This window comes from Bordetella sp. 2513F2 (assembly GCF_054642735.1).
This window is the reverse complement of sequence record NZ_CM137755.1, coordinates 2,359,446-2,383,614: the sequence shown is the minus strand read 5'-3', so window position 1 is coordinate 2,383,614 and position 24,169 is coordinate 2,359,446. Positions and strand designations below refer to the sequence as shown.

Here is a 24,169-nt window from a genome sequence, read left to right as displayed (position 1 = left end):
AAAACGCGGCGCTCGCATGCTCCGGGCCTTCCGGCGCCGGGCATAACCCCGATCAAGAGGGAGGAGACCCATGAAACGACGTGACTTCCTGGCGGCGGCCACGGCCTGTAGCGCTTTTGCGGCCATGGGCCGGACATGGGCGGCAGACTGGCCCAGCCAGCCCGTGCGCATCATCAATCCCTATCCTCCCGGAGGCATCGTCGACATACTGGCACGGCTCGTCGGGGCCGAGCTGGCCGAAGCCCTGGGCCAGCCTTTCATCGTGGAAGACCGGCCAGGGGCGGGCGGCAATATCGGCACGGCTTTCGTCGCGCGTGCCCAGGGCGATCCCTATACGCTGTTGTTGGGCGCAAGCGGCCCGCTGGCGATCAACGTGTCGTTACACAAGAACCTGCAATACGATCCGGTGCGCGATTTCAGGCCGATCTCGCTGTTGGCGGCCACGCCGCTGGTGCTGGTCGTGAGCCCGCAGTCCGGCCTGAGCACCTTCGCCGATCTGATGCAGCACCTGGCAGCCAGCCCCAAGCCTGCGTTCTATGCTTCCGCAGGCACCGGTACGCCGCAGCACCTGGCCGCCGAGATGTTGAAGCAGAAGGCAAGCGTGCAGGCCACCCATGTCCCGTACAAGGGCGGTGCGCCGGCGGTCGTTGCCGTGATAGGGGGCGAAGTGCTGTTCGCCTTCGAGAACCTTGCATTGGTCGAGCCGCATATCCGTGCCGGCCGGATGGTTGCCCTCGCGGTGTCGAGTCCTGCGCGCACGGCTTCCCTGCCCGAAGTGCCGACGGTGCGGGAGCAGGGCATCAGCGGCTTTGAGGCGCGGGGCTGGTACGGCCTGCTCGCCCCTGCAGGCATACCGGACTCCGTCGCCGACAGGCTGGCCGAGGAAACGGTCAGGGCGGCCCGGCTGCCGAAGGTCAATTCGGTCGTTGCCTCATTCGGGTCCGACATGGTTGCCGACGGCCCTGCAGCCTTCTCCAGCCTGATTGCCGCGGAAATACCGAAATGGCGCAGTATCGTCGACGCGGGGCGCATCACGCTCGAAGGCTGACAGACCTGCGAGGCTTCAGCGCAGCACCTGGAAAGCCAGCAGCTGCGTCACCTGGGCCGGGTTGAAGTTGTCGTCCGACACCATCACCAGGCTGGCGCGCCCGTTGTCCAGCGTCGGGCCCCAGGCCATGCCCTCGATGTTGTCCACCCTGGGCAGATCCAGCGTGTCCAGGTCCAGTACCAGCCTTTTCGTCATGGGCGTGACCGCGGCGCCCTGCAGCGCTTCCACCTCGGCAAGCTCCGTAGCCCCCGTCACGTCGGCCTCGTACAGGCGGATGTGATTGCGGTACGTGCCGTCCGGGCCCTGCACGGCGGAGCGCTCCAGCACCAGCAGGCGTTCCTCGTCCACGGCGAGAAGGGCCGAGACGCCGTTGTCGGCGTAGCGGCCGGGCGCGGGTGCGGGTGCGGCGGGAATGGCATCGAGCGGGTAGGGCAGCTGGCGCAGCAGCGTGCCGGTGCGGTCGTACTGCGTGATGCGGACCAGCGCCCCCGCGTCGGGCGTGGGCAGCGGCCCGTCCTGCAGCAGCGGCGCCTCCATCGCGACCCACATCGATTGCCCGTCCGGCGCAAAGGCCATGCCCTCGTAGGCGCGGTTGTTGCGCGGGCCGCTGCCGCCCAGCCATCGCATGCGGAGTCGCGGCGGCGTGGCCTGTTCCATGATGGGCCGGCCATTGCGCGAAATGTGGCGCACCACCGGGTCCAGGTCGAACAGGCGGTCGCCTTCGCTCGCGTACCACAGGCTGCCATCGAGCGGATCGAAACGGATGGCCTCCATGTCGGGCGGGGCGCCGGCGCGCAGGCGGCTGGGATAAGGGGCGCCGTCGGCCTGCAGCACCGGCGTGACGTTGGTGAGCAACACGCTGCGGAACGCGGCTGCTTCATAGTCCAGCCGCGCGGTGTAGAAGCGCGCCGACGCAAGATCCGAACGGTCGTCGCTCACCAGCACCCAGTCCCCGGTGCGGGGATCGTAGTCCAGGTCCGAGAGTCCGCCCACCACCGTATCGCCGAAGAGGGTGCGATGTGCGATGCGCTGTTCGCCGATGAGGCGCAGTTCGCCGATCGCCGGTGTGTCGGCCCGCACCGGCGCGTGCGCCAGCCCCAGTGCGCAAGCCAGCGCGGCCGTGCGTGCGATACAAGGCGCGTGGCGGGCCAGGGTGCGGAGGGCATCGGCGGCAAGTGTCATGAGGCAGGATGGAAGGGAAAAGGTGCGCGGAATGATAGTGGACCCACATGGCAGGGCGGGTTTGCCCCGCCGTGGCGGCTGGCGTCAGGCTTTCAACCGGGGGGATCGTGGGCGAGGCCGGCCAGATGATCGGCCAGCAGCTGGGCGGCCGCCGGCAGGCTTTCGCCGGCGCGGGTGCACAGCGCGAATCTTCGCCATGCCCAGGGGTCCGACAGCGGGACCACGCTGAGCATGTCGGCGTCGGCGTAGCGCTGGGCCACTTCCAGCGGCGCCACGCAGATGGCCAGGCGCGCCTGCACCACGCGGAATGCCGAATCGAAGTTGGACACCGTGACACGGTGCCGCATGCTGCGGCCGGCCTGGCTTGCGGCGCGCTGCAGCAGGATCAGCACCGCGCTGGCGGTGGGCATGGTGACGTGTTCTTCGTCCAGCGTGTCTTCGAAGCGCAGGCTGCGGCGGCGGGACAGCGGGTGTCCGCGGTGCATCACCACGGCCAGGCGATCGCTGCGATAAGGGCGGGACGCCAGGCCGTGGAATTCTGCAGCATCCCAGCATATGCCCAGCGATGCCTCGCCTTCGCGCACGCCGCGCACCACGCCCGTGCTGAGCCGCTCCTCGATGTCGACGCTGATGTCGGCGTGCGCCGGGTTGCGCAGGAATGCGGCCACGTCTTCCGCCAGCGACTCGGCCAGCACCGAGGCGGTGGCCAGGATGCGCACCTGGCCGCGCACCCCCCGGGCGTAGGCGGCCATGTCGCGTTCCACCATGCCGGCGTGGGCCAGCATGGCGCGGGCATGCTGCAGCAGGGTTTCGCCCGCCGGGGTGGGGACGACCCCGCGCCGGCGCCGCTGCAGCAGCGGCACGCCCACGGTGTCTTCGAGCTGGGCCAGCCGCTTGCTGATGGCCGAGCCCACCATGCGGGCCTGTTCGGCGGCGCGGGCAATGCTGCGCGCCTCGCAGACCAGCACATACAGGCGCAGGGTGGTGAGGTCCAGGTCTCGCATAGGGCAAGCACGGCGTGTGTTGAGAATTTCCGGAATGGAAATTCAGGGGTTCCAAAATACCACTTTATTTCTTGCCCGGAAAACCTAAACTGCGATGAGCCTTCTTACTTTCCCCAAGCCATGGACCCCATCCCCTCCACCGCCGCCGCTTCCCCCGCCGTGATCCGCGAGGTCGGCCTGCGCGACGGCCTGCAAAGCCTGCAGCGCGTCGTGCCCACCTGGCAGAAGCAGGCATGGATCGATGCCGCGCACGCCGCCGGCATGCGCGAGATCGAGGTCGGCTCCTTCGTGCCGGCGCGCCTGCTGCCCCAGCTGGCAGACACGGCAGAACTGGTGGCCTACGCCCGCCGCTTGCCCGGCCTGCGGGTATCGGTGCTGGTGCCGAACCTGAAGGGGGCCGAGCGCGCCCTGGAGGCGGGTGCCGATCTGATGGTGGTGCCGCTCTCGGCCAGCCACCAGCACAGCCTGGCGAACCTGCGCAAGACGCCCGACGACGTGGTGCAGGAGGTGGCGCGCATGCGCGCGGCGCGCGACGCCGCTGGCCTGCGCACGCACATCGAGGGCGGTGTGGGCACGGCCTTCGGCTGTTCGCTGCAGGGGCATGTGGCGCCGCAGGAGGTGCTGCGCCTGATGCAGGCCTTGCTGGATGCCGGCGCCGACAGCGTGAGTCTGGCCGATACGGTGGGCTATGCCGATCCTGCCGCGGTGCGCAGCCTCTTCGGGCAGGCGCGCCGCATCGCCGGCGCAAGGCTGGCCTGCGCCCATTTCCACGACACCCGCGGCCTGGGCCTGGCGAACGCGCTAGCCGCGCTGGATTGCGGCGTGACGCGGTTCGACGCCAGCCTCGCCGGCATCGGCGGCTGCCCGCATGCGCCGGGCGCGAGCGGCAACGTGTCCAGCGAAGACCTGGCCTTCATGCTCGAGCGCATGGGCTACCACACCGGCATAGACCTGCCGGCGCTGCTCGAGCTGCGCCGGCGCGTGGCCGAGTGGCTGCAGGGAGATCCGCTGCACGGCGCGCTGGCCGCCGCGGGCCTGCCCAAGACCTATGCCCCGCGCCAGGCGCATGCCGCCTGACGGGCCCCGTCACGGCTTTCCTTCCATCCTGCTGCACAGTCCGAGCCTCGCCTATGTCATCGACACCCGCTGATTCTCCCGACACCGCCGGGCGCCGCCTTCCCCTGGAAGGCGTGCGCGTGGTCGAGTTCACGCACATGGTCATGGGCCCCACCTGCGGCATGGTGTTGGCCGACCTGGGCGCCGAAGTCATCAAGGTCGAGCCGGTGGGCGGCGACCGCACGCGCTTCCTGCTGGGAGCGGGCGCGGGCTTCTTTCCGATGTTCAACCGCAACAAGAAAAGCATCCAGCTCGACCTGCGCAGCGCCGAGGGCGCAGAGGCCGCAAGGCGCTTGGCGGATTCCGCCGACGTCGTGGCGGAGAACTTCAAGCCAGGCACCATGGCCAAATATGGGCTGGACTACGCCTCGCTCAGCCAGCGCAATCCGCGGGTGATCTACGTGAGCCACAAGGGTTTCCTGCCTGGGCCTTACGAGCACCGCACGGCGCTGGACGAGGTGGTGCAGATGATGGGCGGGCTGGCCTACATGACGGGCAGGCCCGGCGATCCGTTGCGCGCGGGCACCAGCGTCAACGACATCATGGGCGGCATGTTCGGCGCCATCGGGGCGCTCGGCGCGCTGATCCAGCGCGGCATCACGGGCCGTGGCCAGGAAGTGCAGTCGGCGCTCTTCGAGAACAATGTCTTTCTCGTGGGCCAGCACATGATGCAGTACGCCATTACCGGCGAGCCGGCTGCGCCCATGCCCGAGCGCATCTCCGCCTGGGCGCTGTACGACGTCTTCACCGTGCGCGACGGTGAGCAGATCTTCCTGGCGGCCGTGAGCGATGCCCAGTGGAAGGTGTTCTGCGATGCCTTCGGCTTCGACGACCTGAAACAGGCCCCGGATCTGGCGACCAACAACGACAGGGTGCGGCGCAGGCCGACGCTGCTGCCCGACCTGCGCCAGCGCCTGGCCGGCTACCGCGCCGCCGAGCTGGCGGAGATCTTCGAGCGGCACGGCCTGCCGTATGCACCCATCACCAAGCCGGAAGCGCTGTACGACGATCCGCACCTGCGCGCCACGGGCGGACTGGCCGACGTCCGCCTGCCTGACGGCGAGCGGGCAGGGCAGACGGCCGGCGTGGCGCTGTTCCCGTTGCTCATGGACGGACGGCGCCTCGCCGTGCGCAGCCATCCGCCCACGCTGGGCCAGCACACCGACGTGCTGCTGCGCGGGCTGGGCTACGACGATGCGCAGATCGCCGCCCTGCGTCAACAGGGAGCGGCCGCGTGATGCGTGGCCGTATCCGCCGGCGGCCGCCAGCCCGGGAGCTGGCCGCGGAAGACTGAACGGCGCCCCGGCATGCGGGGCGCACGGTTGCACAAATAAATAAATCGAGGAGACAAGACCATGAATGCAATCCGCAAGGGCTGGACCCGCCAGGACATGCTGGGCGCCGCGGGCGCCTGTGCGGCGGCGGCCGTGTTGCCGCGCCGTGCAGCCGCAGACAGGCCCGTCCGCTTCATCCTTCCCGTGAGCGTGGGGTCGGGCGTGGACACCATCCTCCGTTCGGCCGCGCCGGCGCTGTCGAAGTCGCTGGGCCATACGGTGGTTGTGGAGAACCAGCCGGGCGCCGGCGGCGTGGTGGGCACGTCGGCGCTGGTCCGCTCGGACCCGGACGGCTACACCCTCGGCATGGTGTCGAACAACCACGTGATCTTCCCCAGCGTGTACAAGTCCCTGCCGTTCGATCCGCTGGGCGACATCACGCCGATCAGCATGGTCGGCCGTACCCCCTTCCTGCTGGTCACCAATCCCCGGCGCCTGCCGGTGCAGAGCCTGGAGGAGCTGGCGGCGGCGCTGCGGGCCAGGCCCGGCGAATACAACTACGCCTCCTCGGGCAACGGCACCATCCTGCATCTGGCTGCCGCCATGTTCCTGCAGCAGGCCGGCCTGGAAGCGCGGCACATTCCCTACAAGGGCGCGGGTCCCATGCTCACGGACCTGCTCGGCGGACAGGTGGACCTGGGCGTGCTGTCGCTGCCTTCCATCCTCGCCCAGGTGCGGGACGGGGGGCTGAACCTCGTCGGCTGCTGCGGCGCCGAGCGCATCGCCGTGCTGCCCCAGGTTCCCACGCTGCGCGAACAGGGACTGCGGGACTACGACGTGACGGGCTGGGTGGCCGTGGTGGGCCCGGCGCGATTGCCCGCGGGACAGGTGCAGAAGGCCCATGCGGCGTTCAGCCAGGCCTTCAGGACGGATGAGGTGCGCAAGGCCATGGATACGCAGGGCAACGAGATCGTGCTCATGCCGCCGGATCAGACCACCGCCTATTTCCGCAGCGAGCGCGACAAGTACGCGCGCGCCGCCCAGGCGGCGGGCCTGCAGCCGGCCTGAGCCAGGCGCCGGGGATTCGCGCGCCTGGCGCGGCAGGCATAAAATCGGGGCAGCCCATCTTCCAGGCGAGGATCCCATGAACGCCCGCATCCCCGACGACGCCCTCCCGCCCACGCTCGATCCCCAGGCCCTGCAGGCCTTCGTGAACGAGAAGTGGGACGACGAGATCATTCCCGCGCTTACCACCTACATCGCCATTCCCGCCAAGAGTCCGGCATTCGACCCCGACTGGGAAAAGAATGCCTACATCGAGCGGGTAGTGCGCGACGCGGCGCAGTGGGTCGAGGCCCAGAAGGTGCACGGCCTCACGCTCGAAGTGGTGCGCCTGCCGGGCCGCACGCCGGTGATCTTCTTCGATGCGCCGGCCACCCGCCCCGACAACGACGATACCGTGCTGCTCTACGGCCACCTCGACAAGCAGCCGGAATTCTCCGGCTGGCGCCGCGACCTCGGCCCCTGGACCCCCAAGTACGAGGACGGCAAGCTCTATGGCCGCGGCGGCGCCGACGACGGCTACGCCATCTATGCCTCGCTCACCGCCATCCTGGCGCTCGACAAACAGGGCGTGCCGCGCCCGCGCTGCGTGGGCATCGTCGAGACCTGCGAGGAATCCGGCAGCTACGACCTGCTGCCGTACGTCGACGCGCTGCGCGAGCGCCTGGGCAACGTGGCGCTGGTCATCTGCCTGGACTCCGGCGCGGGCAACTACGACCAGCTCTGGATGACGACCTCGCTGCGCGGCATGGTGTCCGGCACGCTGGAAGTGCAGGTGCTCGACGAGGGAGTGCACTCGGGCGACTCCAGCGGCGTGGTGCCGTCGTCCTTCCGCATCCTGCGCCACCTGCTCGACCGGCTCGAGGACAGCAGCACGGGCCGGCTGCTGCCGCAGAGCCTGCATTGCGAGATCCCGGCCGAGCGCGTCGAGCAGGTGAAGGCCACGGCGCGCATCCTGGGCGACGAGGTCTGGCGCCGCTTTCCCTGGAGCTGCGGGGCCGACGGCGGCTTCGTGCTGCCCATGGCCACCGAGCCCGAGGAGGCGCTGCTGAACCGCACCTGGCGGCCCACGCTGTCGGTCACGGGCGCCGAAGGGCTGCCGCCGCTGGGCAGCGCGGGCAACGTGCTGCGCCCGCGTACGGCCTTCAAGCTGTCGCTGCGCCTGCCGCCGCTGGTCGACGCCGTTGCCGCCGCGCAGGAGATCAAGCACCTGCTCGAAGACAACGCGCCCTACAACGCCAAGGTCATCTTCCATGCCAACCAGGGGGCGGCCACCGGCTGGAACGCACCGGCATCGGCGCAGTGGCTCAGCGCCGCGCTCAACCAGGCCTCACAGCAGTACTACGGCGCGCCCTGCGGCTACATCGGGCAGGGCGGCACCATCCCGCTCATGAGCATGCTGCAGCAGGGCTTTCCCAAGGCGCAGTTCATGGTGTGCGGCGTGCTGGGCCCGCGTTCCAACGCGCATGGTCCCAATGAGTTCCTGCACGTGCCCTACGGCAAGAAGCTCACGGCCGCCGTGGCGCAGACCATGGCCGCGATGCCCGCATGATCACCGACGATCCCCGCTATGCCACGGTGGTGGCCGAGACGCGCCAGTGGGTGGACCGGGCCGTGATCGGCCTGAACCTGTGCCCGTTCGCCAAGGCCGTGCAGGTCAAGGGGCAGGTGCGCTACGCCGTGAGCGACGCCACCGACGAGGAGGGCGTGCTGCAGGATCTCGAGGAGGCCCTGCTGCACCTGGCCGAGGCCGATCCGGCCGAGGTGGACACCACGCTGCTGATCCTGCCCGACGCGTTCGACGATTTCTACGACTTCAACGATTTCGGCGACCTGTCCGACCGGCTGCTCAAGCGCATGCGGCTGGTGGGCACGCTGCAGGTGGCCACCTTCCACCCGCAGTTCCAGTTTGCCGACACGGATCCGGACGACATCGAGAACTACACCAACCGCTCGCCGTATCCCATCCTGCACCTGCTGCGCGAAGACAGCATCGATCGCGCGGTCGAGGTGTTCCCCGAGCCCGAGGCCATCTACGAGAAGAACATGGAGACGCTGCGCGCCCTCGGACCGGAGGGCTGGCGCAGGCTGATGGAAGGCCGCTAGCGTCAGCTGGCCCTAGGCGCGGCTGGCGACCGCTTCCGGCACGAAGAAGCGCTCGCGCAGCTGCGGCAGGCCGATGCGTTCGAGTATCTGCTTCAGCCGCTCGGCCGGCGCGCGCCGCGGGCGGTCTTTGTTGTATTGGGCGACGATGAGCTCGTTCTTCATCGAGTGCTCCCAGCCCACCAGCTCGGTCACGCTCACCTGGTAGCCGTGCGCCTCCAGCTGCAGGCAGCGCAGCACGTTGGTGACCTGGCTGCCGAATTCGCGGGTATGCAGGGGATGGCGCCATAGCTCGGCCATGGGGTCGGACAGTGCCTGCGCCTTGTGCCGGCGCAGCGCGGCGGCCACCTCGGCCTGGCAGCAGGGCACCACCACGATGTGCCGCGCCTGCTTGTGCAGGGCGAAGCGTATGGCGTCGTCGGTCGCGGTGTCGCAGGCATGCAGGGCGGTCACCACGTCGACCCGTTCCGGCAGGGCGGGCGAATCGATAGACTCGGCCACCGACAGGTTGAGGAACGACATGCCCGGGAACCCCAGGCGTGCTGCCAGCTCGCGTGAGCGGGTGACCAGCGCCTCGCGCGTCTCGATGCCGTAGATGTGCGACCCGTCGCGCAGCGCCTTGAAGAACAGGTCGTACAGGATGAATCCCAGGTACGACTTGCCCGCGCCGTGGTCCACCAGCGTGACCGCGCCGCGCGCCGCCTTCACGTCCTGCAGCAGCGGCTCGATGAACTGGTACAGATGGTAGACCTGCTTGAGCTTGCGGCGGCTGTCCTGGTTCATCTTGCCGTCGCGCGTGAGGATGTGCAGTTCCTTCAGCAGTTCGACGGATTGGCCGGGGCGGATTTCGGGGGTGCGGGACATCGTGGCGGGCTTGCGGAAAGGCGCGGCGCCTTGCGCGCCGCAGCCGCCAGTGTAGCGCGGCGCGCGGACTCAGCCTTCGAGCAGCTTCAGGGTGTACTCGCGCACGTCGGGCGGCCACTGCGCAATCCATTCCTGCAGGCGGGGCGCGTCGCCGGCAAACAGCGCCCGCGTGGCTTCCTCGAAGCCGGGGAAATCCCCCGCCATCGAAGACATATAGCGGTAGGCCGCTTCCTGCCGCTGGCGCAGGCGGTCGCGTTCGGCATGCTGGCGGCTGGCTTCCTCCACCAGCCGGCGCAGCGCCACCGACGCGCCGCCGGGCTGGCCGGCCAGCCATTCCCAGTGGCGCGGCAACAGCGTCACCTCGCGCGCCACCACGCCCAGCCGCGGCCGGCCCCGGCCCCGGGCGACCCGGGCCGCCTCTGCCGCGGCCTCCGCGCCACCCGGCGACGGGGCGGGGGCAGCAGTGGGCGCCGGAGCGGGCGGATTGGCGTCCCCGCCCCGCAGATCCAGTTCCACCAGTTGCCCGGTGAGATCGTCGTACACCAGCACCGCGGCGGCCGGATCGGTGGCCAGCACCCGGCGCACCACGAACGCCACCTCGGCGGGCGATCCCTGTGCGATGCGGCGGTGCCCGTTGAAGGCGGTGCAATGCGGAATGAGTTGCGCGTCGTTGGTTTGCATGGTCTGGTCTCCTTCGGGGGATGGAGTCCCCTCGGATCAAATCCACGCCTCATTATTTTCCGGGTAATAAATCCGGTCAATAACACCCGGGTATAAATGTGTAAGCAGTGGTCAGCAAGCCAAGCCTACGGCGGCACTAGGGTGAACACCTAGACATAGCTGTGACAGCGTATAATCTTGCTTTGCGCCCGGAGTTCCCCATGCGTCTCGTCCAAAAAGCGCTCACCTTCGACGACGTGTTGTTGGTGCCCGCCTACTCCGAGGTGTTGCCGCGCGACACCTCCCTGGTCACCCGCCTTACCCGCAACATCACCCTCAATATCCCCCTCGTGTCCGCCGCCATGGACACGGTCACCGAATCGCGCCTGGCCATCGCCATGGCGCAGGAAGGCGGGATCGGCATCATCCACAAGAATCTCAGCGCCGACCAGCAGGCCAAGGAAGTGGCCCGCGTCAAGCGGCATGAATTCGGCATCGTGATCGATCCGGTCACGGTCACCCCCGACATGAAAGTGCGCGATGCCATCGCGCTGCAGCGCCAGCATGGCTTCTCCGGCCTGCCGGTGGTCGAGGGCAAGAAGCTCGTGGGCATCGTCACCAACCGCGACCTGCGCTTCGAAGACCGCCTCGACCAGCCCCTGCGCAACATCATGACGCCGCAGGAGCGCCTGGTCACCATGAAAGAGGGCGCCACCCTCGACGAGGCCCAGACCCTGATGCACAAGCACCGGCTCGAGCGCGTGCTGATCGTCAACGACGCCTTCGAGCTGCGTGGCCTCGCCACCGTGAAAGACATCGTCAAGACCACCGAGCATCCCGCCGCCAACAAAGACGCGCTGGGCCAGCTGCGCGTGGGCGCGGCGGTGGGCGTGGGCGAGGGCACCGAAGAGCGCGTGCAGAAGCTGGTTGCCGCCGGCGTCGACGTCATCGTGGTCGACACCGCGCACGGCCACTCCCGGGGCGTGCTCGAGCGCGTGCGCTGGGTCAAGGAAAACTTCCCCAAGGTCGACGTCATCGGCGGCAACATCGCCACCGCGGAGGCCGCCCTGGCGCTGGTCGAACACGGCGCCGACGGCGTCAAGGTCGGCATCGGGCCCGGCTCCATCTGCACCACCCGCGTGGTGGCCGGCGTCGGCGTGCCGCAGATCACCGCCATCTCCGACGTGGCCCAGGCCCTCGAGGGAACCGGCGTGCCCCTGATCGCCGACGGCGGCATCCGCTACTCGGGCGACATCGCCAAGGCCCTGTCGGCCGGCGCCTTCGCCTGCATGATGGGCGGCATGTTCGCGGGCACCGAAGAGGCGCCGGGCGAAGTCGTGCTGTTCCAGGGCCGCTCGTACAAGTCGTACCGCGGCATGGGCAGCCTGGGCGCCATGTCCGACGGCTCGGCCGACCGCTATTTCCAGGATCCCGCCAACAACGCCGACAAGCTCGTGCCCGAGGGCATCGAGGGCCGCGTGCCCTACAAGGGCAGCGTGCTCGCCATCATCTACCAGCTGGTCGGCGGCATCCGGGCCTCCATGGGCTACTGCGGCTGCGCCAGCATCGACGACATGCGCACCAAGACCCGATTCGTGGAGATCACCTCCGCGGGCTTCCGCGAATCCCACGTGCACGACGTGCAGATCACCAAGGAAGCCCCGAACTACCGCGCCGACTGACCCCGGTCAGCCCTTCCGTGCAATGCAACGCGCACCGGCAGAACCCACCGTGTTCTGGCCGGTGCGCTTTTATTTCCCACTGGCAGAGTCATCATGCACCACCAGCGCATCCTCATCCTCGACTACGGTTCGCAAGTCACCCAGCTCATCGCCCGCCGCGTGCGCGAGGCCGGCGTCTACTCTGAAATCCATCCGGGCGACGTCGACGACGCCTTCGTGCGCGCCCAAGGAGAGCAGGGCCTCAAGGGCGTGATCCTGTCGGGCAGCCATGCATCGGCCTACGCCGAGGATTCGCTGCGCGTGCCGGCCGCCGTGTTCGACCTGGGCGTGCCGGTGCTGGGCATCTGCTACGGCATGCAGTCCATGGCGCACCAGCTGGGCGGCAAGGTCAGCTACTCCGACCACCGCGAATTCGGCTACGCCGAAGTGCGCGCCCACGGCCACACCCGGCTGCTCGACGGCCTGGCCGACTTCACCACGCCCGAAGGCCACGGCATGCTGAAGGTGTGGATGAGCCACGGCGACAAGGTCACCGAGCTGCCGCCGGGCTTCAAGCTCATGGCCTCCACGCCCTCGTGCCCCATCGCCGGCATGGCCGACGAAGCCCGCGGCTTCTACGCCGTGCAGTTCCACCCCGAAGTCACCCACACCGTGCAGGGCAAGGCCATGCTCACGCGCTTCGTGCGCGACATCTGCGGCTGCGACGGCGACTGGAACATGCCCGACTACGTCTCCGAAGCCGTCGCCCGCATCCGCGAGCAGGTCGGCAGCGACGAAGTCATCCTCGGCCTGTCCGGCGGCGTGGATTCCTCGGTGGCTGCCGCCTTGATCCACAAGGCCATCGGCGACCAGCTCACCTGCGTCTTCGTCGACCACGGCCTGCTGCGCCTGGACGAGGGCAAGCAGGTGATGGACACCTTCGCCCGGAACATGGGGGTCAAGGTCATCCACGTCGACGCCACCCAGCAGTTCATGAGCAAGCTCGCCGGCGTGTCCGACCCCGAAGCCAAGCGCAAGATCATCGGCCGCGAATTCGTCGAAGTCTTCCGCGCCGAGCAGGCCAAGCTCAAGAGCGCCAAGTGGCTGGCCCAGGGCACCATCTACCCCGACGTCATCGAATCGGCAGGCGGCAAGACCGGCAAGGCCACCTCGATCAAGTCCCACCACAACGTGGGCGGCCTGCCCGAAGACCTGAACTTCAAGCTGCTCGAGCCCCTGCGCGAGCTCTTCAAGGACGAAGTCCGCGAGCTCGGCGTCAACCTCGGCCTGCCGCCCGAGATGGTCTACCGCCATCCGTTCCCCGGCCCCGGCCTGGGCGTGCGCATCCTGGGCGAGGTCAAGCTCGAGTACGCCGAACTCCTGCGCCGCGCCGACGCCATCTTCATCGAAGAACTGCGCAGCACCCTGGACGAGAACAGCGGCAAGAGCTGGTATGACATGACCTCCCAGGCCTTCGCCGTGTTCCTGCCGGTGAAGTCGGTGGGCGTGATGGGGGACGGCCGGACGTACGAATACGTGGTCGCGCTGCGCGCGGTGCAGACCTTCGACTTCATGACCGCGGACTGGGCGGAACTGCCGTACGCGCTGCTCAAGCGCGTGTCGGGCCGGATCATCAATGAAGTGCGCGGGATCAACCGCGTGGTGTATGACGTGAGCAGCAAGCCGCCTGCGACGATTGAGTGGGAGTGAGAGTCGGTATCTGGTGGTGGGCGGATGCACTCCTACGGCTGTGTCTGTACGGTATGGTTCCGTACAAACAGAAGCCTACCCATGCCACCGCTACCGCTCGTCTCGACCTGCGCCTCGAATTGCGTGACAAGGATCGTATTGCCAAGGCGGCCGCTTTGCGGGGCATGCCGGTATCGTCCTTCGTGCGTGATGCCGTGCTGCGCGAGGCGGACGCCACTATTGCGGCTGATACGGTCGTCACCCTGTCGGAAGCCGAGTCGCGCCGCTTCCTGGACGCGCCGGACGCGCCTTTCCGCCCCAACGCCCGCCTGAAGAAGGCAATGTATTGACCCAGTGAAATCCTGCTCACGTCATAATCGAGGAAACGACGTTGAGCACGAAGATGGAAGAAGACATCAAACGCTGGACGGCCAAGCGCAAGAGTGCGCTGGTGCTGGACATCATTCAGGGCAAGACCACCGTGGCTGAGGCAAGCCGTCAGTACGACCTATCACCGTCGGAGGTCGAACAGTGGATCGATGACGGCAAGCGGGGCATGGAGAACGCCCTGCGCGCGAATCCGCAGGACGTGCGCGAACAGTACGAACGCCAGCTCAAGGACCTGCAAGAGGCCTATGGCGAGGCGATGCTGGAGCTGCGCGCCAGAAAAAAATTGCAGTCCCTGCTGGGCGAGGACGAGAAGTGATCGAGACGATCCGCCAGGGACTGCAAGCCGACGGTATCACCGTCTCGATCGCCAAGTTGTGCCGCTGGTTCGGTGTGCCGCGCCGTACGGTGTACTACAAGCCGGTGAAGTCCGCACCCAAGGTCGATCCCAAGTTCGCCGTGCCGATCAAGGCGATGATCGAGGAATCGCCGTCGTTTGGGTACCGGACGGTGGCGCACCTGCTGGGGTTCAACAAGAACACCGTGCAGCGCGTGTTCCAGTTGATGGGCTGGCAGGTTCGCAAGCGGCCGATCGGGTTCAGGCCTCGCATCCAGGCTCTGCCTTCGGTAGCGACGATGCCCAATGAACGCTGGTCTACGGACCTGTGTCGCGTGTGGGCCGGACGGGACGGCTGGGCAACGCTGGCGCTGGTGATCGACTGCCACACACGTGAGTTGCTTGGCTGGCATCTGTCGCGAAGCGGTAGGGCCTGCACGGCGGGTGCTGCTCTGGAACACGCTCTGATCGCTCGCTTCGGGACGCTGGGGCGAGTACCGATGCCGTTTCTGCTGCGCTCGGACAACGGCTTGGTTTTTACCTCGCGCAGCTACACCGCCCTGGTGCGTAGCTACGGCTTGCGCCAGGAGTTCATCACGCCGCACTGCCCGCAGCAGAACGGCATGATCGAACGGGTGATCCGCACGCTCAAGGAACAGTGCGTGCATCGGCACCGCTTCGAGACGATCCAACACGCCAGCCGCGTGATCGGAGACTGGATACGCTTTTACAACGACCGGCGCCCGCACCAGGCGCTTGGAATGAAGACGCCGGCTGAGGCATTTGCATTAGCCGCTTAACCTGAGCAGGTTCTGCTGGGTCAATACAGCAATGGAGTCGGCTTCCCGACTGACGCAGCGCTAAGGCGTGGCGCTGGTCTTCACCGTCCTGGACGCACGTCGGCACGACCGCGAGGGCTTTGCCTGCGGCGTGACAGCGCTGGACGACTATTTACGTCGCCGCGCCGGACAACACCAGCGTGATGGCCTCGCCACCACCCATGTCCTGATCGACGATGCCGAACCGGCCCGGGTTCTCGGCTATTGCTCGCTGTCGGCTGCACAACTGCACTTGCAGGAGCTGCGCGAGGATGATCGCAGGCGGCTGCCGGCGTATCCCGTGCCCGCCATCCGCATGGGGCGACTGGCCGTCCCAAGCGCCGAGCAGGGCAGGGGCCATGGGCAATTGCTGGTGGGCCATGCAGCCAACCCGGCTTTGTCCGTGCGGCAGACGATGGGCGTGCGTGTGCTGATCGTGGATGCCAAGGACGCGCGGGCGGCGGCGTTCTATGAAGGCTATGGCTTCCGGTGTACGGCCAGTGCGGCGCTGACGCTGTATCTGCCGATCTCGAGTTCCTGACGCCTACATGATGCCCTCGTGCACGGCTTGATAGACCGACCGCACCGTCGGCTGAAAACCGAGGCTGCGGGCAAGCGAGGCGTCGATATGTTGGTGCCAGGGGTACGACATCGCTTCGGATGACGGCGCCATAGTGCCGCCGACGAGTTCAACCAGCTCGTATATCGTGGTGGGCGCATCGTCGGATATGTTGACGATGCGGCCGTCGAACGCGCCTGCCAGCGCCATCTCCATGGCCGTGGCGATGTCGCGATGGTGCACCGTGCTCATCCGATTGGCGGGATGGAAGTCGAACAGATGGAGCAGCTTGGGCAGCATCTCCAGGTGGCCATCGCCATCGCCATAGACGAACGGGAACCGCATGATCGACCAATTGAGCCCGCTCTCGCGAAGCAGTTTTTCGGCCGCGACCTTGCTGGCGGGATACGCCTGTTCCGGTTCGACGCTGTCGCTCTCGCGCCCTGGACGCGCCGAGTTCCTGCCATAGACGTTCGAGGTGCTGGCCATGATGAAGCGAGCCTCTGGAGCATGTGCCTGGGCCGCAGCGATCAGGCTGCGTGTGCCCTCCAGGTTGCTTTTCCAGATGAGGTCGGTGTCCTGGGTGCGAAATACCGCTGCCAGATGAATGATCGCCGAGACACCGGCGACCGCCTCGGCCAGCGATGCGGCGTCGAGCAGGTCGCCTTCCACGGCCGCCGCGCCTGCCGGGCCGTGCTTTCCGGGGCGGACCAAGGCCCGGCACTGCACGCCTTTTTCGACGAGGCGCGGCAACAGGCGCGCGCCGACCAGCCCGGTGGCTCCGGTTACGAGAATCGTCATGCTTGGTCTCCTTTCGATCGTTGTTGGAGCCGCTCGGTTGCGGTTTTCAGCACCCGTACCGTGGCTTCGATGTCGGCATCGGAGAAGCCGCCGAAGGCGAGGTCCCGGATGAAGGTGAGGTCTGGCAGCTTGTTCCACAGCGCTGCGCCTGCCGCCGTCAGACGCAGCATTTTCTGGCGCTGATCGACCGCGTCCGCGGTCTGCTGGACCAAGCCCTTGCGCACGAGGTTTGCCACAACGATGCTGACCGTCGCGCGTTCGATTTGCAGGGATCCGACGAGGTCGCGCTGCATGGTGGGGCCCACGCGAGCCAGTTGGTGCAGGATGTACCACTGTGTCGCGCCTATGCCGTGGGGTCGTAGCGCGTCGTCCATCATCGCGCGCCCGGCGAGGTAGCACCGCTTTGCCCAATGTGCCACCGAGCGAGAATCGATTATTTTGTTAGCCATCAAACGATATTGATAGCTATCAAACAAGTTGTCAAGCATGCTACCGCCGTGGCAATGGCGTGCCCTTGGCGCATCGTGGCCTGGGGCTGCTTGCCGCGAAGCTGCCCGAATAGGAAGCCGGCAATGGAGCAAGCCGCTGGAGGAAACTGGACGGGGTGCCCTCCATGAGAAGATTCCACTTCTGGCAACCGGTTCTAAGGGGAATTGCCGTTGAACATGTCTTTCCCCTGGCTAGGGCTGGCAGGCGCAACCCTGCTGCTCCTGCTCCTATTCGGGTCCGGCGTTCTTCGCAGCGATAAAGCTGTCTCTCGATGGCGGGACCTGACCTGGCTGTCATGGGCAGGCGTGGCGGCCTACCTCATTCATAACGTCGAGGAATATGGGATCGACCTGTCCGGCCAGACGTACGCGTTTCCAACGTCGGTGTGCCAGCTGTTCGGCTTCGAGCACGCCGCGGATTGCCCGGCTCCGCCGGCATTCTTCACTGCGGTCAATGTGCCGATGTTCTGGATCGCCGCGCCGATCGCGGCCTTGCTGAGCCGGCGTCACCCCCTGGTCGGCCTCGCAATCTACGGCGTGATGTCGGTGAACGTTGTAGCGCACGTCATCGGCGGCATCGTCGCCGGGTCTATCTACAATCCTGGCTGGTTGACAGCGCTTTTGCTGTTCGTGCCGCTGACGGCATGGACGGTTCACGCCCTCTTCGGCAAGGGCGGCTTGCGCTATGGCGCATGGGTGTTCCTGATGGGGTGGGGGATCGCGCTGCACCTCATCCTGGCGGGCTCGCTGGTCCCGCTCATGCAAGGCTTGATGAGCACGCCGACTCCCGCGATTGTCATCCAGGTGGTAAATGCCGGGCTTCTCATTGCCGTGCCGTGGTTGGCCGAACGCTGGCGCGGGGGCGTCCTGATCCGCCCGGGGGGCTGATGCCGTGATCGGCGTGCGTAGTCTTGGCGAAGGCGCGCATCGTTGTTTTTCGGCTGATTAATGCATAGCTGAGTATCAGCTACTCTGCTTTTAGCTGGATTCCAGCTATCCATCATGCTGCCGGCGGGGTAGACCCCGGTCTCCCGCGCCGTGCCGGCCGGCGATTCCAGCGGCGGCCATCGCAGCAAGGTGCAGCAACGGCGCATCAGCCATCAAACGACGCGCCGGAACCCATCACGCTGCCACAGCCCCCGCAGACTCGGGGGACCGCGCGAAGTACTCGATCAGCAGTTCGGTGAGGACGCGTATCTTCCGCGCCGGGTGCTGGCCCGGCGGGCGGACGACATAGGCGCCTGCCGGCGGCGGGGGGTAGCGCGTCATGATGGGCACCAGCGCGCCCGAGGCCAGGTGTTCATGGGTAAGGCAGTCGGGCAGGTAGGCGATCCCCAGCCCTGCCGTTGCCGCGGCAACCAGGGCGATGCCGTTGTCGGCCTTGTAGCGCCCCTGCGGGCGCACCGTGACGGTCTTGTCGCCATCCAGGAATTGCCAGGCTTCGGTGCCCTGCATGAGGGCCTGGTGGGCGGCGAGCTCATCCGGCGCCTGGGGTGAGCCGTGCGCCTCGATATAGGCCGGGCTGGCGACGAGCTTCCCGTGGATCGGGCCGATGCGTCGTGCGACCAGGTTGGAGTCCGGCAGGTAGCCGATGCGTATTGCGCAGTCGTAGCCCTCCGCGATCAGATCGACGAAGCGGTCGCTGTAGCAGGTCTGGATATGGAGCAGGGGGTGGCGCCGGGCCATCTCCGCGAGCATGGGGGCGAAGTGCGTCGGCCCGAAAGACAGCGGCGCGGCGACCCGCAGGCGGCCGCGAAGTTCGCCGGCGGGCAGGATGGCTTCCCTTGCCAGGTCGAGCTCGGCGCAGGCACGCGCTGCGTAGTCCCGGAATGCGGCCCCGGCTTCGGTAAGCGCCGCGCCGCGGGTGGATCTTGCAAGCAGCTGCACGCCAAGTTCCGCTTCCAGCCGGGCGAGCCGGCGGCTGACGATCGACTTGGACACGCCGAGGCGGACCGCTGCGGGCGACACGCCCCCTGCATCAGCCACTTCCACGAAGGTCTGCAGCGCTTCGATGTCCAATTCGGCGTTCCCCGTTCGCGACGTAGCTCGCCGCCGAATGGTACCGCTGTATCGCAGCGGGGAACAGCACGGTATTTCCATGCCTGGGCAAGAGGCGGGCCGGAAGCCTCTGAACCCATCCGGCGTTCCGCGATACGCGACACAGCTCATCGCCCCACGCGACTACCGCCTCGGGCAAGGGAACCACACAATGCTGCGTCCGGGCGACGTCGCATTGGCGCAGCTAGCCCGGAAGCCAACCCCGTTCACGCACGCAGCAGAGGATCCACATCATGACCTTTCGTAATGGCCTTGCTTCGCTTCTTCGCCCCGAAGACTCGGTGCTCGTTCTGATCGACCACCAGCCTTTCCAGCTCACCAACCTCAACAGCCACGACCCGCAGATGGTCGTGAACAACGCGACCGCCTTGGCAAAGGCCGCGAAGGCCTTCGGCGTTCCCACCATCCTGACCAGCGTGATCGCCGAGCGTGGCGGTCTCATCTTCCCGCAGATCACGGAGGTGTTTCCCGGCCAGGAGGTGATCGACCGGACGCTCATCAATACCTGGGAAGACCGGAAGGTGGTGGAGGCGGTGGAGGCGACCGGCCGCAAGCAACTGATCATCGCCGGCCTGTGGACCGAAATATGCGTCGCGATGCCGGTGATCCAGGCTCTGGGCGAAGGCTGGGACGTGACGGTGGTGACCGACGCGTCGGGCGGTGTGTCGGTCGAGGCCCACCAGGTGGCCATCCAGCGCATGATCGGCGCGGGCGCGAACATGATGACGTGGTTGGCGGTGGCGGCCGAATGGCAGCGCGACTGGGCCCGGACCGAGACGGCGGGCGCGGTGACCGAGGTGCTGCTGCAGCATGCCGCCGGCAGCGGCATCGCCTACCTGTGGGAGCAGCAGCTGCTCAACACGCCGGTGCCGGCCGCCGCTTGAGGCGCTGGGCAGGGCATGTCGCCGGAAGGCCGCTGCGTGCGGCTTTCCGGGGCTTGGGCACCAGGCCTGCTCAGGCCTTTTGCTCGGCCCACAGCAACATTGCGTCCAGGGCGGGGCACAGCGCCTGTCCCCATTGCGTGAGCCGGTATTCGACCTTGGGCGGAACTTCGGGATAGACCTTGCGGGAGACGATGCCGTCGCTTTCCAGCTGGCGCAGCTGTTGCGCCAGCATCTTCTGCGAGATGCCGGGGATCAGCTTCTCGAGGTCCGAGTAGCGTTGCACCTTGCCGTCGAACAGGTGGAACAGGATGAGCAGCTTCCAGCGGCCTTCGAGCAGGCGCAATACGTTTTCCGCGTCGGCCGCCGCAGTTTCAGGGGTGTATTGCTTTCTCATTGGTCAGTTGCTTACTTTTTCGTGCGTTCTTGTCGGCCGGGCGTTGCATGAGGAAAATTATCGCACCTACCAACCCAGCGAGGATGCATGCCCGTTTCCCTACCTCACCCCATCTCGGCCTATTTCGAGGCCGGCAGCCGGAAGGACGCCGCTCGCGTTGCGGAGTGCTTTGCGCCGGATGCCACTGTCCGGGACGAAGGCCGCGCCCATCGTGGCCACGATGCCATCCTGGCCTGGCAGGCCGGAGTGCAGAAGGCGTTCGAGTTCCACGTCGAGCCGCTGGGCGTCTCGCGGCGCGACGGCCACGTCGTCGTCACGACGCGGGTCGCCGGCAATTTTCCGGGCAGCCCCGTCGAGCTCGAGCACGTGTTTCTGCTGGCGGGCGACCGGATCCAGTCGCTGGAGATCCGCTGATGACCATGGACCTGGCGTTGAAAGGGAAGCGCGTGCTGGTCACGGCGGGCACCAAGGGATTGGGCAAAGCGGTGGTCGAGCTGTTCGGCGAACTCGGCGCCACGGTGCTTGCCACTGCGCGGCACCGGCCGCAGGAAGCGTCCGGCGCATTGTTCATCGCAGCCGACCTGGCGACGACGGCAGGGTGCGATGACGTGGTGCGGGCCGTCATGTCGGAGCTGGGCGGCGTGGACGTGATCGTTCATGTGCTGGGAGGATCGTCCGCGCCCGGCGGCGGTTTCGCCGCGCTGGACGAGGACGAGTGGCAGCGGGAGTTCTCGCTCAATTTATTCCCGGCGGTGCGCCTGGATCGGGCCTTGCTGCCCGCAATGATCGCGCAAGGCGAGGGCGTGGTCATCCACGTGACCTCGATCCAGCGGTCGCTTCCGCTGCCGGAAGCGACGACGGCATATGCCGCGGCCAAGGCGGCGCTTTCCACGTATAGCAAGAGCCTGTCGAAGGAATTGGCGCCCAAGGGCGTGCGGGTGGTGCGCGTGGCGCCGGGCTGGATCGAGACGGAAGCCGCCGTTGCGCTGGCCGAGCGGCTTGCCCTGGACGCGGGCACCGATTACGAAGGCGGCAAGAAGATCATCATGGATGCGCTGGGCGGCATCCCGCTGGGCCGGCCCGCCAGGCCTGCCGAGGTGGCCAATCTCATTGCCTTCCTGGCTTCCCCTCGTGCCGCGGCCATCACGGGCACGGAGTATGTGGTCGACGGCGGGACGATCCCGACGGCGTAGCGGGCCCGGAGTTTTTCCGTGATGAACGGGCGGATGCGCGTTGCGCGCACCCGCCCGCCAAGCGGACGTCGGCGGCCTGTGCGGCCGCCGCCCGGGATCATCGCGACGCGCTGCGCGCGGCACGGTCGATGACGTCGGCCACGGCCTTGGGCTGGGTGAGGAACGGCACGTGGCTGGCCTTCACCTCCGTGACTTCCGCGCCGATCCGCTTGGCCGTGTGGCGCAGCAGCTTGGGATCGATCGCCTTGTCCTCCGTGGCCACGATGGCCCAGCTCGGCTTGGTCTTCCAGGCCGCATGGCTGACGTTGGCGGAGAAGATCGACATGTTGATCGGCACCTGGGAATCGCGCAGGAACGCGGCATCGGCATCGGTCGTGTCACCGGCGAATCCGACCTTGAATTTTTTCAGGTTCACGAAGCCGAACCCGTCTTCCTGCGTTTCGATCACGAATTCCGGCGGGGCGGGGATGTCCTTGAACTGGGAGCCGGTGGATTCGCCCACATCCGGCGCCAGCGCGGAAACGTAGACCAGACCGGCGACCTTCGGGTCGACACCGGCTTCGGTGATCACCGTTCCGCCGTAGGAATGCCCGACCAGGATCGCCGGACCTGCCTGGCGATCGAGCACCCGCTCGGTGGCGGCGACGTCGTCGGCCAGCGAGGTCAGCGGGTTCTGGACGATGGTGACGCGGTATCCCCGGCCGGTGAGTTCGTCGTACACGCCGCGCCAGCCGGAGCCGTCGGCGAAGGCGCCGTGCACCAGCACCACGTTACGGACCGACTGCGTCCCGGGAATGCGGTCGGCGGCGTGGGCGGCGGCAACCGACGCAAAGCCGGCGGTGGCGGCCATCGCGGCCAGGAGGGTCTGCAGTTTCATGGTCGATCTCCGATTTATTCGCGATAACAGTTATCGCGATAAGTAAATCGTAGTCGGCGTCTGGTTGGATGTCAACGATAAAAGTTATTGCGATATATATTTTGGCGGTGTGCTATCGTGGAGAGACGACCGGAGTTACGCGATGACACAGAAAAAGGCAGGTGGCCCGCCATCCCTGGATGACCAGCTTTGCTATGCCGTCTATTCATCGGGCATGGCGATCCAGCGTGTGTACAAGCCGCTGCTGGACCAGCTGGGGCTGACATATCCCCAGTACCTGGTGCTGAACGTCCTGTGGGGAGAGGACGGGCAGACGGTAGGCGGGATTGCGGAAAAGCTGGCCCTGGAGTCCAGCACGCTGACACCCCTGCTCAAGCGGCTCGAATCCGCGGGCTTCGTCCGACGTACGCGCAGCCCGGACAATGAGCGCCAGGTGATCGTCGCGCTGACCGGGCAAGGCCGCCTGCTGCGGGACAAGGCGGGATGCCTGGGCCAGGCGCTGCTCGAGGCGTCGGGGCAGTCGCCGGCAGACCTGGCCGAGTTGAACCGGCAGATCCGGCAGCTGCGCGATGCGATCTACGGGCATCTGCACAACTGGAAGGCGCCAGCCTAGCTGAACAAGCCCGTGCGGCGCGCTTGGGCATGGCTGCGCAGGGAAGTTCGGCAGGGCGTGGACGTACCGGCGAGACCCGCCGATAACGCGCGACCGCCGGCGTCACGACGCCTTGCTATCCCAGGCTGCCCGCAAAGCGCCGCGCATAGTCTTCACGCCTGAATACTTCGATCACGAAGTCGATGAAGGCGCGCGTCTTGCCCGGGAGCAGATCGCGGCCGGCGTAGTAAAGCGAGATCGCGCCTGCATCCGCCCACCAACGCGGCAGGATACGCACGAGCTCTCCCGATTCCAGCCACGGCAGCGCATCAGGCACTGCAAGCATGGCAACGCCCAGGCCCAGTCTTGCCGACTCCCTCAAGGCGGCTGGGTCGTTGACCACCACGGCCTCGCGCATCGATGCGGCAATTTCCTCGCCTTGCGCGTTGCGCATGTTCCAGGTGCGGATACGGCCCGACGTGAGGGAACGCATGACGATCCCATCCAGTTCCAGCAGGCCAGAGGGATCTGCCGGTGGCGCGCGTCCGGCGAGGTATGCAGGCGACGCGACGGCGATGATATGGGCTGGCGCCAGCGTCCGGGCGACCACGCCCGGCGCGAGTTCGAAGCCGCCACCGATGGCGGCGTCGTAGCCTTCCGCGATCAGGTCTACCGCCCGGTTCTCGAAGTGCCACTCGGGCCGGATGCGGGGGTAGCGCTGCAGGAACTCGGGCAGGAGCGGCAGCACGTGGCTCATTCCGAAGGTGGGCGCCAGACTGACTTTGAGCACGCCTGCCGGCTGGCCGTCTTCCGCCGACACCGCCGTTATGGCGTTCTGCAGAGAAGCCAGGTTTCCGGCGATTGCGCCCAGGAATGCCTCGCCAGCCTCGGTCAAGGTCAGCTTGCGGGTGGAGCGCTGGAACAGCCGCACCCCCAGGTTGCGCTCCAGCATGGCCACGTTGCGGCTCACCGCAGCCGGCGTGAGGGCGAGGCGCCGCGCTGCCGCCGAGAAGCTGCCGCTTTCTGCACTGCGCACGAACGACTCGAGGTTCGCCAGGGTCTCCATCCCGCGATTTTAAAGTGATGATTGAAGACCGTCCAAGTGTTTTCCTACTAAT

27 protein-coding genes are annotated in these 24,169 nt (G+C 67.2%); 17 read left to right on the top strand and 10 right to left on the bottom strand.

The features are described from left to right. The first annotated feature begins 70 nt into the window (after positions 1-70). Positions 71-1,048 (top strand): Bug family tripartite tricarboxylate transporter substrate binding protein, encoded by a 978-nt coding sequence (locus ACYBYQ_RS11265; protein ID WP_459614282.1) that lies wholly within the window; start codon positions 71-73, stop codon positions 1,046-1,048. Between the two features lie 15 nt (positions 1,049-1,063). On the opposite strand, the gene ACYBYQ_RS11260 is transcribed toward ACYBYQ_RS11265, so the two are convergent. Both ACYBYQ_RS11260 and ACYBYQ_RS11255 read right to left on the bottom strand, forming a co-directional pair. Next, entirely contained in the window at positions 1,064-2,230 is a 1,167-nt protein-coding gene (locus tag ACYBYQ_RS11260) for an esterase-like activity of phytase family protein (RefSeq protein WP_459614281.1), read from the bottom strand. Between the two features lie 92 nt (positions 2,231-2,322). Continuing rightward, entirely contained in the window at positions 2,323-3,234 is a 912-nt protein-coding gene (locus ACYBYQ_RS11255) for a LysR family transcriptional regulator (RefSeq protein ID WP_459614280.1), read from the bottom strand. 120 nt (positions 3,235-3,354) lie between these two features. On the opposite strand from ACYBYQ_RS11255, the gene ACYBYQ_RS11250 reads away from it, so the two are divergent. The 5 genes from ACYBYQ_RS11250 (at position 3,355) to ACYBYQ_RS11230 (ending at position 8,792) form a co-directional block, all read left to right on the top strand. Next, positions 3,355-4,311: a hydroxymethylglutaryl-CoA lyase gene (locus tag ACYBYQ_RS11250; protein ID WP_459614279.1), complete on the top strand. Its 957-nt coding sequence runs from the start codon at positions 3,355-3,357 to the stop codon at positions 4,309-4,311. 53 nt (positions 4,312-4,364) lie between these two features. After that, entirely contained in the window at positions 4,365-5,588 is a 1,224-nt protein-coding gene (locus ACYBYQ_RS11245) for a CaiB/BaiF CoA transferase family protein (protein WP_459614278.1), read from the top strand. 117 nt (positions 5,589-5,705) lie between these two features. Further along, a complete protein-coding gene (locus tag ACYBYQ_RS11240) occupies positions 5,706-6,692 on the top strand; it encodes a Bug family tripartite tricarboxylate transporter substrate binding protein (RefSeq protein ID WP_459614277.1) in 987 nt (328 codons plus the stop codon). Between the two features lie 76 nt (positions 6,693-6,768). Continuing rightward, complete coding sequence (locus ACYBYQ_RS11235) at positions 6,769-8,238, top strand: M20 family metallopeptidase (protein ID WP_459614276.1); 1,470 nt, start codon at positions 6,769-6,771, stop codon at positions 8,236-8,238. Then, positions 8,235-8,792 carry a DUF1415 domain-containing protein gene (locus ACYBYQ_RS11230; protein ID WP_459614275.1) on the top strand — a complete coding sequence of 186 codons (558 nt, stop codon included), beginning with the start codon at positions 8,235-8,237 and terminating at the stop codon, positions 8,790-8,792. The genes ACYBYQ_RS11235 and ACYBYQ_RS11230 overlap by 4 nt, the downstream gene beginning before the upstream one ends. A gap of 12 nt (positions 8,793-8,804) precedes the next feature. Here the strand turns inward: ACYBYQ_RS11230 and ACYBYQ_RS11225 are convergent, their stop codons facing one another. Next, positions 8,805-9,653, bottom strand: coding sequence for a class I SAM-dependent methyltransferase (locus ACYBYQ_RS11225; protein WP_459614274.1), 849 nt, complete (start codon positions 9,651-9,653; stop codon positions 8,805-8,807). 69 nt (positions 9,654-9,722) lie between these two features. Next, entirely contained in the window at positions 9,723-10,334 is a 612-nt protein-coding gene (locus ACYBYQ_RS11220) for a DUF2239 family protein (protein ID WP_459614273.1), read from the bottom strand. Positions 10,335-10,534: 200 nt separating this feature from the next. On the opposite strand from ACYBYQ_RS11220, the gene guaB reads away from it, so the two are divergent. The 6 genes from guaB to ACYBYQ_RS11190 all read left to right on the top strand — a co-directional run bounded on the left by guaB (position 10,535) and on the right by ACYBYQ_RS11190 (position 15,746). Continuing rightward, positions 10,535-11,995, top strand: a complete 1,461-nt coding sequence (guaB, locus tag ACYBYQ_RS11215; RefSeq protein ID WP_459614272.1) for an IMP dehydrogenase — start codon at positions 10,535-10,537, stop codon at positions 11,993-11,995. A 93-nt stretch (positions 11,996-12,088) separates the two neighbouring features. Beyond that, the gene (guaA, locus tag ACYBYQ_RS11210) at positions 12,089-13,684 is read left to right on the top strand and encodes a glutamine-hydrolyzing GMP synthase (protein ID WP_459614271.1); all 1,596 of its coding nucleotides are present in this window, start codon (positions 12,089-12,091) and stop codon (positions 13,682-13,684) included. A gap of 53 nt (positions 13,685-13,737) precedes the next feature. Then, positions 13,738-14,013 (top strand): type II toxin-antitoxin system TacA family antitoxin, encoded by a 276-nt coding sequence (locus ACYBYQ_RS11205; protein ID WP_459614270.1) that lies wholly within the window; start codon positions 13,738-13,740, stop codon positions 14,011-14,013. 41 nt (positions 14,014-14,054) lie between these two features. Beyond that, complete coding sequence (locus ACYBYQ_RS11200) at positions 14,055-14,369, top strand: DUF1153 domain-containing protein (RefSeq protein WP_126624673.1); 315 nt, start codon at positions 14,055-14,057, stop codon at positions 14,367-14,369. Further along, the gene (locus tag ACYBYQ_RS11195) at positions 14,366-15,187 is read left to right on the top strand and encodes an IS3 family transposase (RefSeq protein ID WP_126624674.1); all 822 of its coding nucleotides are present in this window, start codon (positions 14,366-14,368) and stop codon (positions 15,185-15,187) included. Before ACYBYQ_RS11200 ends, ACYBYQ_RS11195 begins: the two co-directional genes overlap by 4 nt. Positions 15,188-15,254: 67 nt before the next feature. Next, positions 15,255-15,746, top strand: a complete 492-nt coding sequence (locus ACYBYQ_RS11190; RefSeq protein ID WP_459614269.1) for a GNAT family N-acetyltransferase — start codon at positions 15,255-15,257, stop codon at positions 15,744-15,746. 3 nt (positions 15,747-15,749) lie between these two features. Here the strand turns inward: ACYBYQ_RS11190 and ACYBYQ_RS11185 are convergent, their stop codons facing one another. Next, entirely contained in the window at positions 15,750-16,565 is an 816-nt protein-coding gene (locus tag ACYBYQ_RS11185) for an NAD-dependent epimerase/dehydratase family protein (RefSeq protein ID WP_459614268.1), read from the bottom strand. Next, positions 16,562-17,053: a MarR family winged helix-turn-helix transcriptional regulator gene (locus tag ACYBYQ_RS11180; protein WP_459614267.1), complete on the bottom strand. Its 492-nt coding sequence runs from the start codon at positions 17,051-17,053 to the stop codon at positions 16,562-16,564. Before ACYBYQ_RS11180 ends, ACYBYQ_RS11185 begins: the two co-directional genes overlap by 4 nt. A gap of 177 nt (positions 17,054-17,230) precedes the next feature. On the opposite strand from ACYBYQ_RS11180, the gene ACYBYQ_RS11175 reads away from it, so the two are divergent. After that, the gene (locus ACYBYQ_RS11175; protein WP_459614266.1) at positions 17,231-17,941 is read left to right on the top strand and encodes an HXXEE domain-containing protein; all 711 of its coding nucleotides are present in this window, start codon (positions 17,231-17,233) and stop codon (positions 17,939-17,941) included. 234 nt (positions 17,942-18,175) lie between these two features. Here the strand turns inward: ACYBYQ_RS11175 and ACYBYQ_RS11170 are convergent, their stop codons facing one another. Continuing rightward, positions 18,176-19,072 carry a LysR family transcriptional regulator gene (locus ACYBYQ_RS11170; protein WP_459614265.1) on the bottom strand — a complete coding sequence of 299 codons (897 nt, stop codon included), beginning with the start codon at positions 19,070-19,072 and terminating at the stop codon, positions 18,176-18,178. Positions 19,073-19,344: 272 nt separating this feature from the next. Between ACYBYQ_RS11170 and ACYBYQ_RS11165 the strand changes: the two genes are divergently transcribed. Beyond that, positions 19,345-19,995, top strand: a complete 651-nt coding sequence (locus tag ACYBYQ_RS11165) for a hydrolase (RefSeq protein WP_459614264.1) — start codon at positions 19,345-19,347, stop codon at positions 19,993-19,995. 70 nt (positions 19,996-20,065) lie between these two features. Here the strand turns inward: ACYBYQ_RS11165 and ACYBYQ_RS11160 are convergent, their stop codons facing one another. After that, complete coding sequence (locus ACYBYQ_RS11160) at positions 20,066-20,389, bottom strand: winged helix-turn-helix transcriptional regulator (RefSeq protein WP_459614263.1); 324 nt, start codon at positions 20,387-20,389, stop codon at positions 20,066-20,068. 87 nt (positions 20,390-20,476) lie between these two features. Here ACYBYQ_RS11160 and ACYBYQ_RS11155 point away from each other — a divergent pair, with 87 nt between their 5' ends. Beyond that, entirely contained in the window at positions 20,477-20,803 is a 327-nt protein-coding gene (locus tag ACYBYQ_RS11155) for a nuclear transport factor 2 family protein (RefSeq protein WP_459614262.1), read from the top strand. Then, entirely contained in the window at positions 20,803-21,582 is a 780-nt protein-coding gene (locus ACYBYQ_RS11150) for an SDR family oxidoreductase (protein WP_459614261.1), read from the top strand. The genes ACYBYQ_RS11155 and ACYBYQ_RS11150 overlap by 1 nt, the downstream gene beginning before the upstream one ends. 97 nt (positions 21,583-21,679) lie before the next feature. Here ACYBYQ_RS11150 and ACYBYQ_RS11145 read toward each other — a convergent pair whose 3' ends face one another. Further along, positions 21,680-22,459, bottom strand: coding sequence for an alpha/beta fold hydrolase (locus ACYBYQ_RS11145; RefSeq protein WP_459614260.1), 780 nt, complete (start codon positions 22,457-22,459; stop codon positions 21,680-21,682). A 142-nt stretch (positions 22,460-22,601) separates the two neighbouring features. On the opposite strand from ACYBYQ_RS11145, the gene ACYBYQ_RS11140 reads away from it, so the two are divergent. Continuing rightward, entirely contained in the window at positions 22,602-23,072 is a 471-nt protein-coding gene (locus ACYBYQ_RS11140) for a MarR family winged helix-turn-helix transcriptional regulator (RefSeq protein WP_459614259.1), read from the top strand. 115 nt (positions 23,073-23,187) lie between these two features. On the opposite strand, the gene ACYBYQ_RS11135 is transcribed toward ACYBYQ_RS11140, so the two are convergent. Beyond that, on the bottom strand, positions 23,188-24,117 hold the full coding sequence (locus ACYBYQ_RS11135; protein ID WP_459614258.1) for a LysR family transcriptional regulator: 930 nt from the start codon (positions 24,115-24,117) through the stop codon (positions 23,188-23,190). Positions 24,118-24,169: the final 52 nt, after the last annotated feature.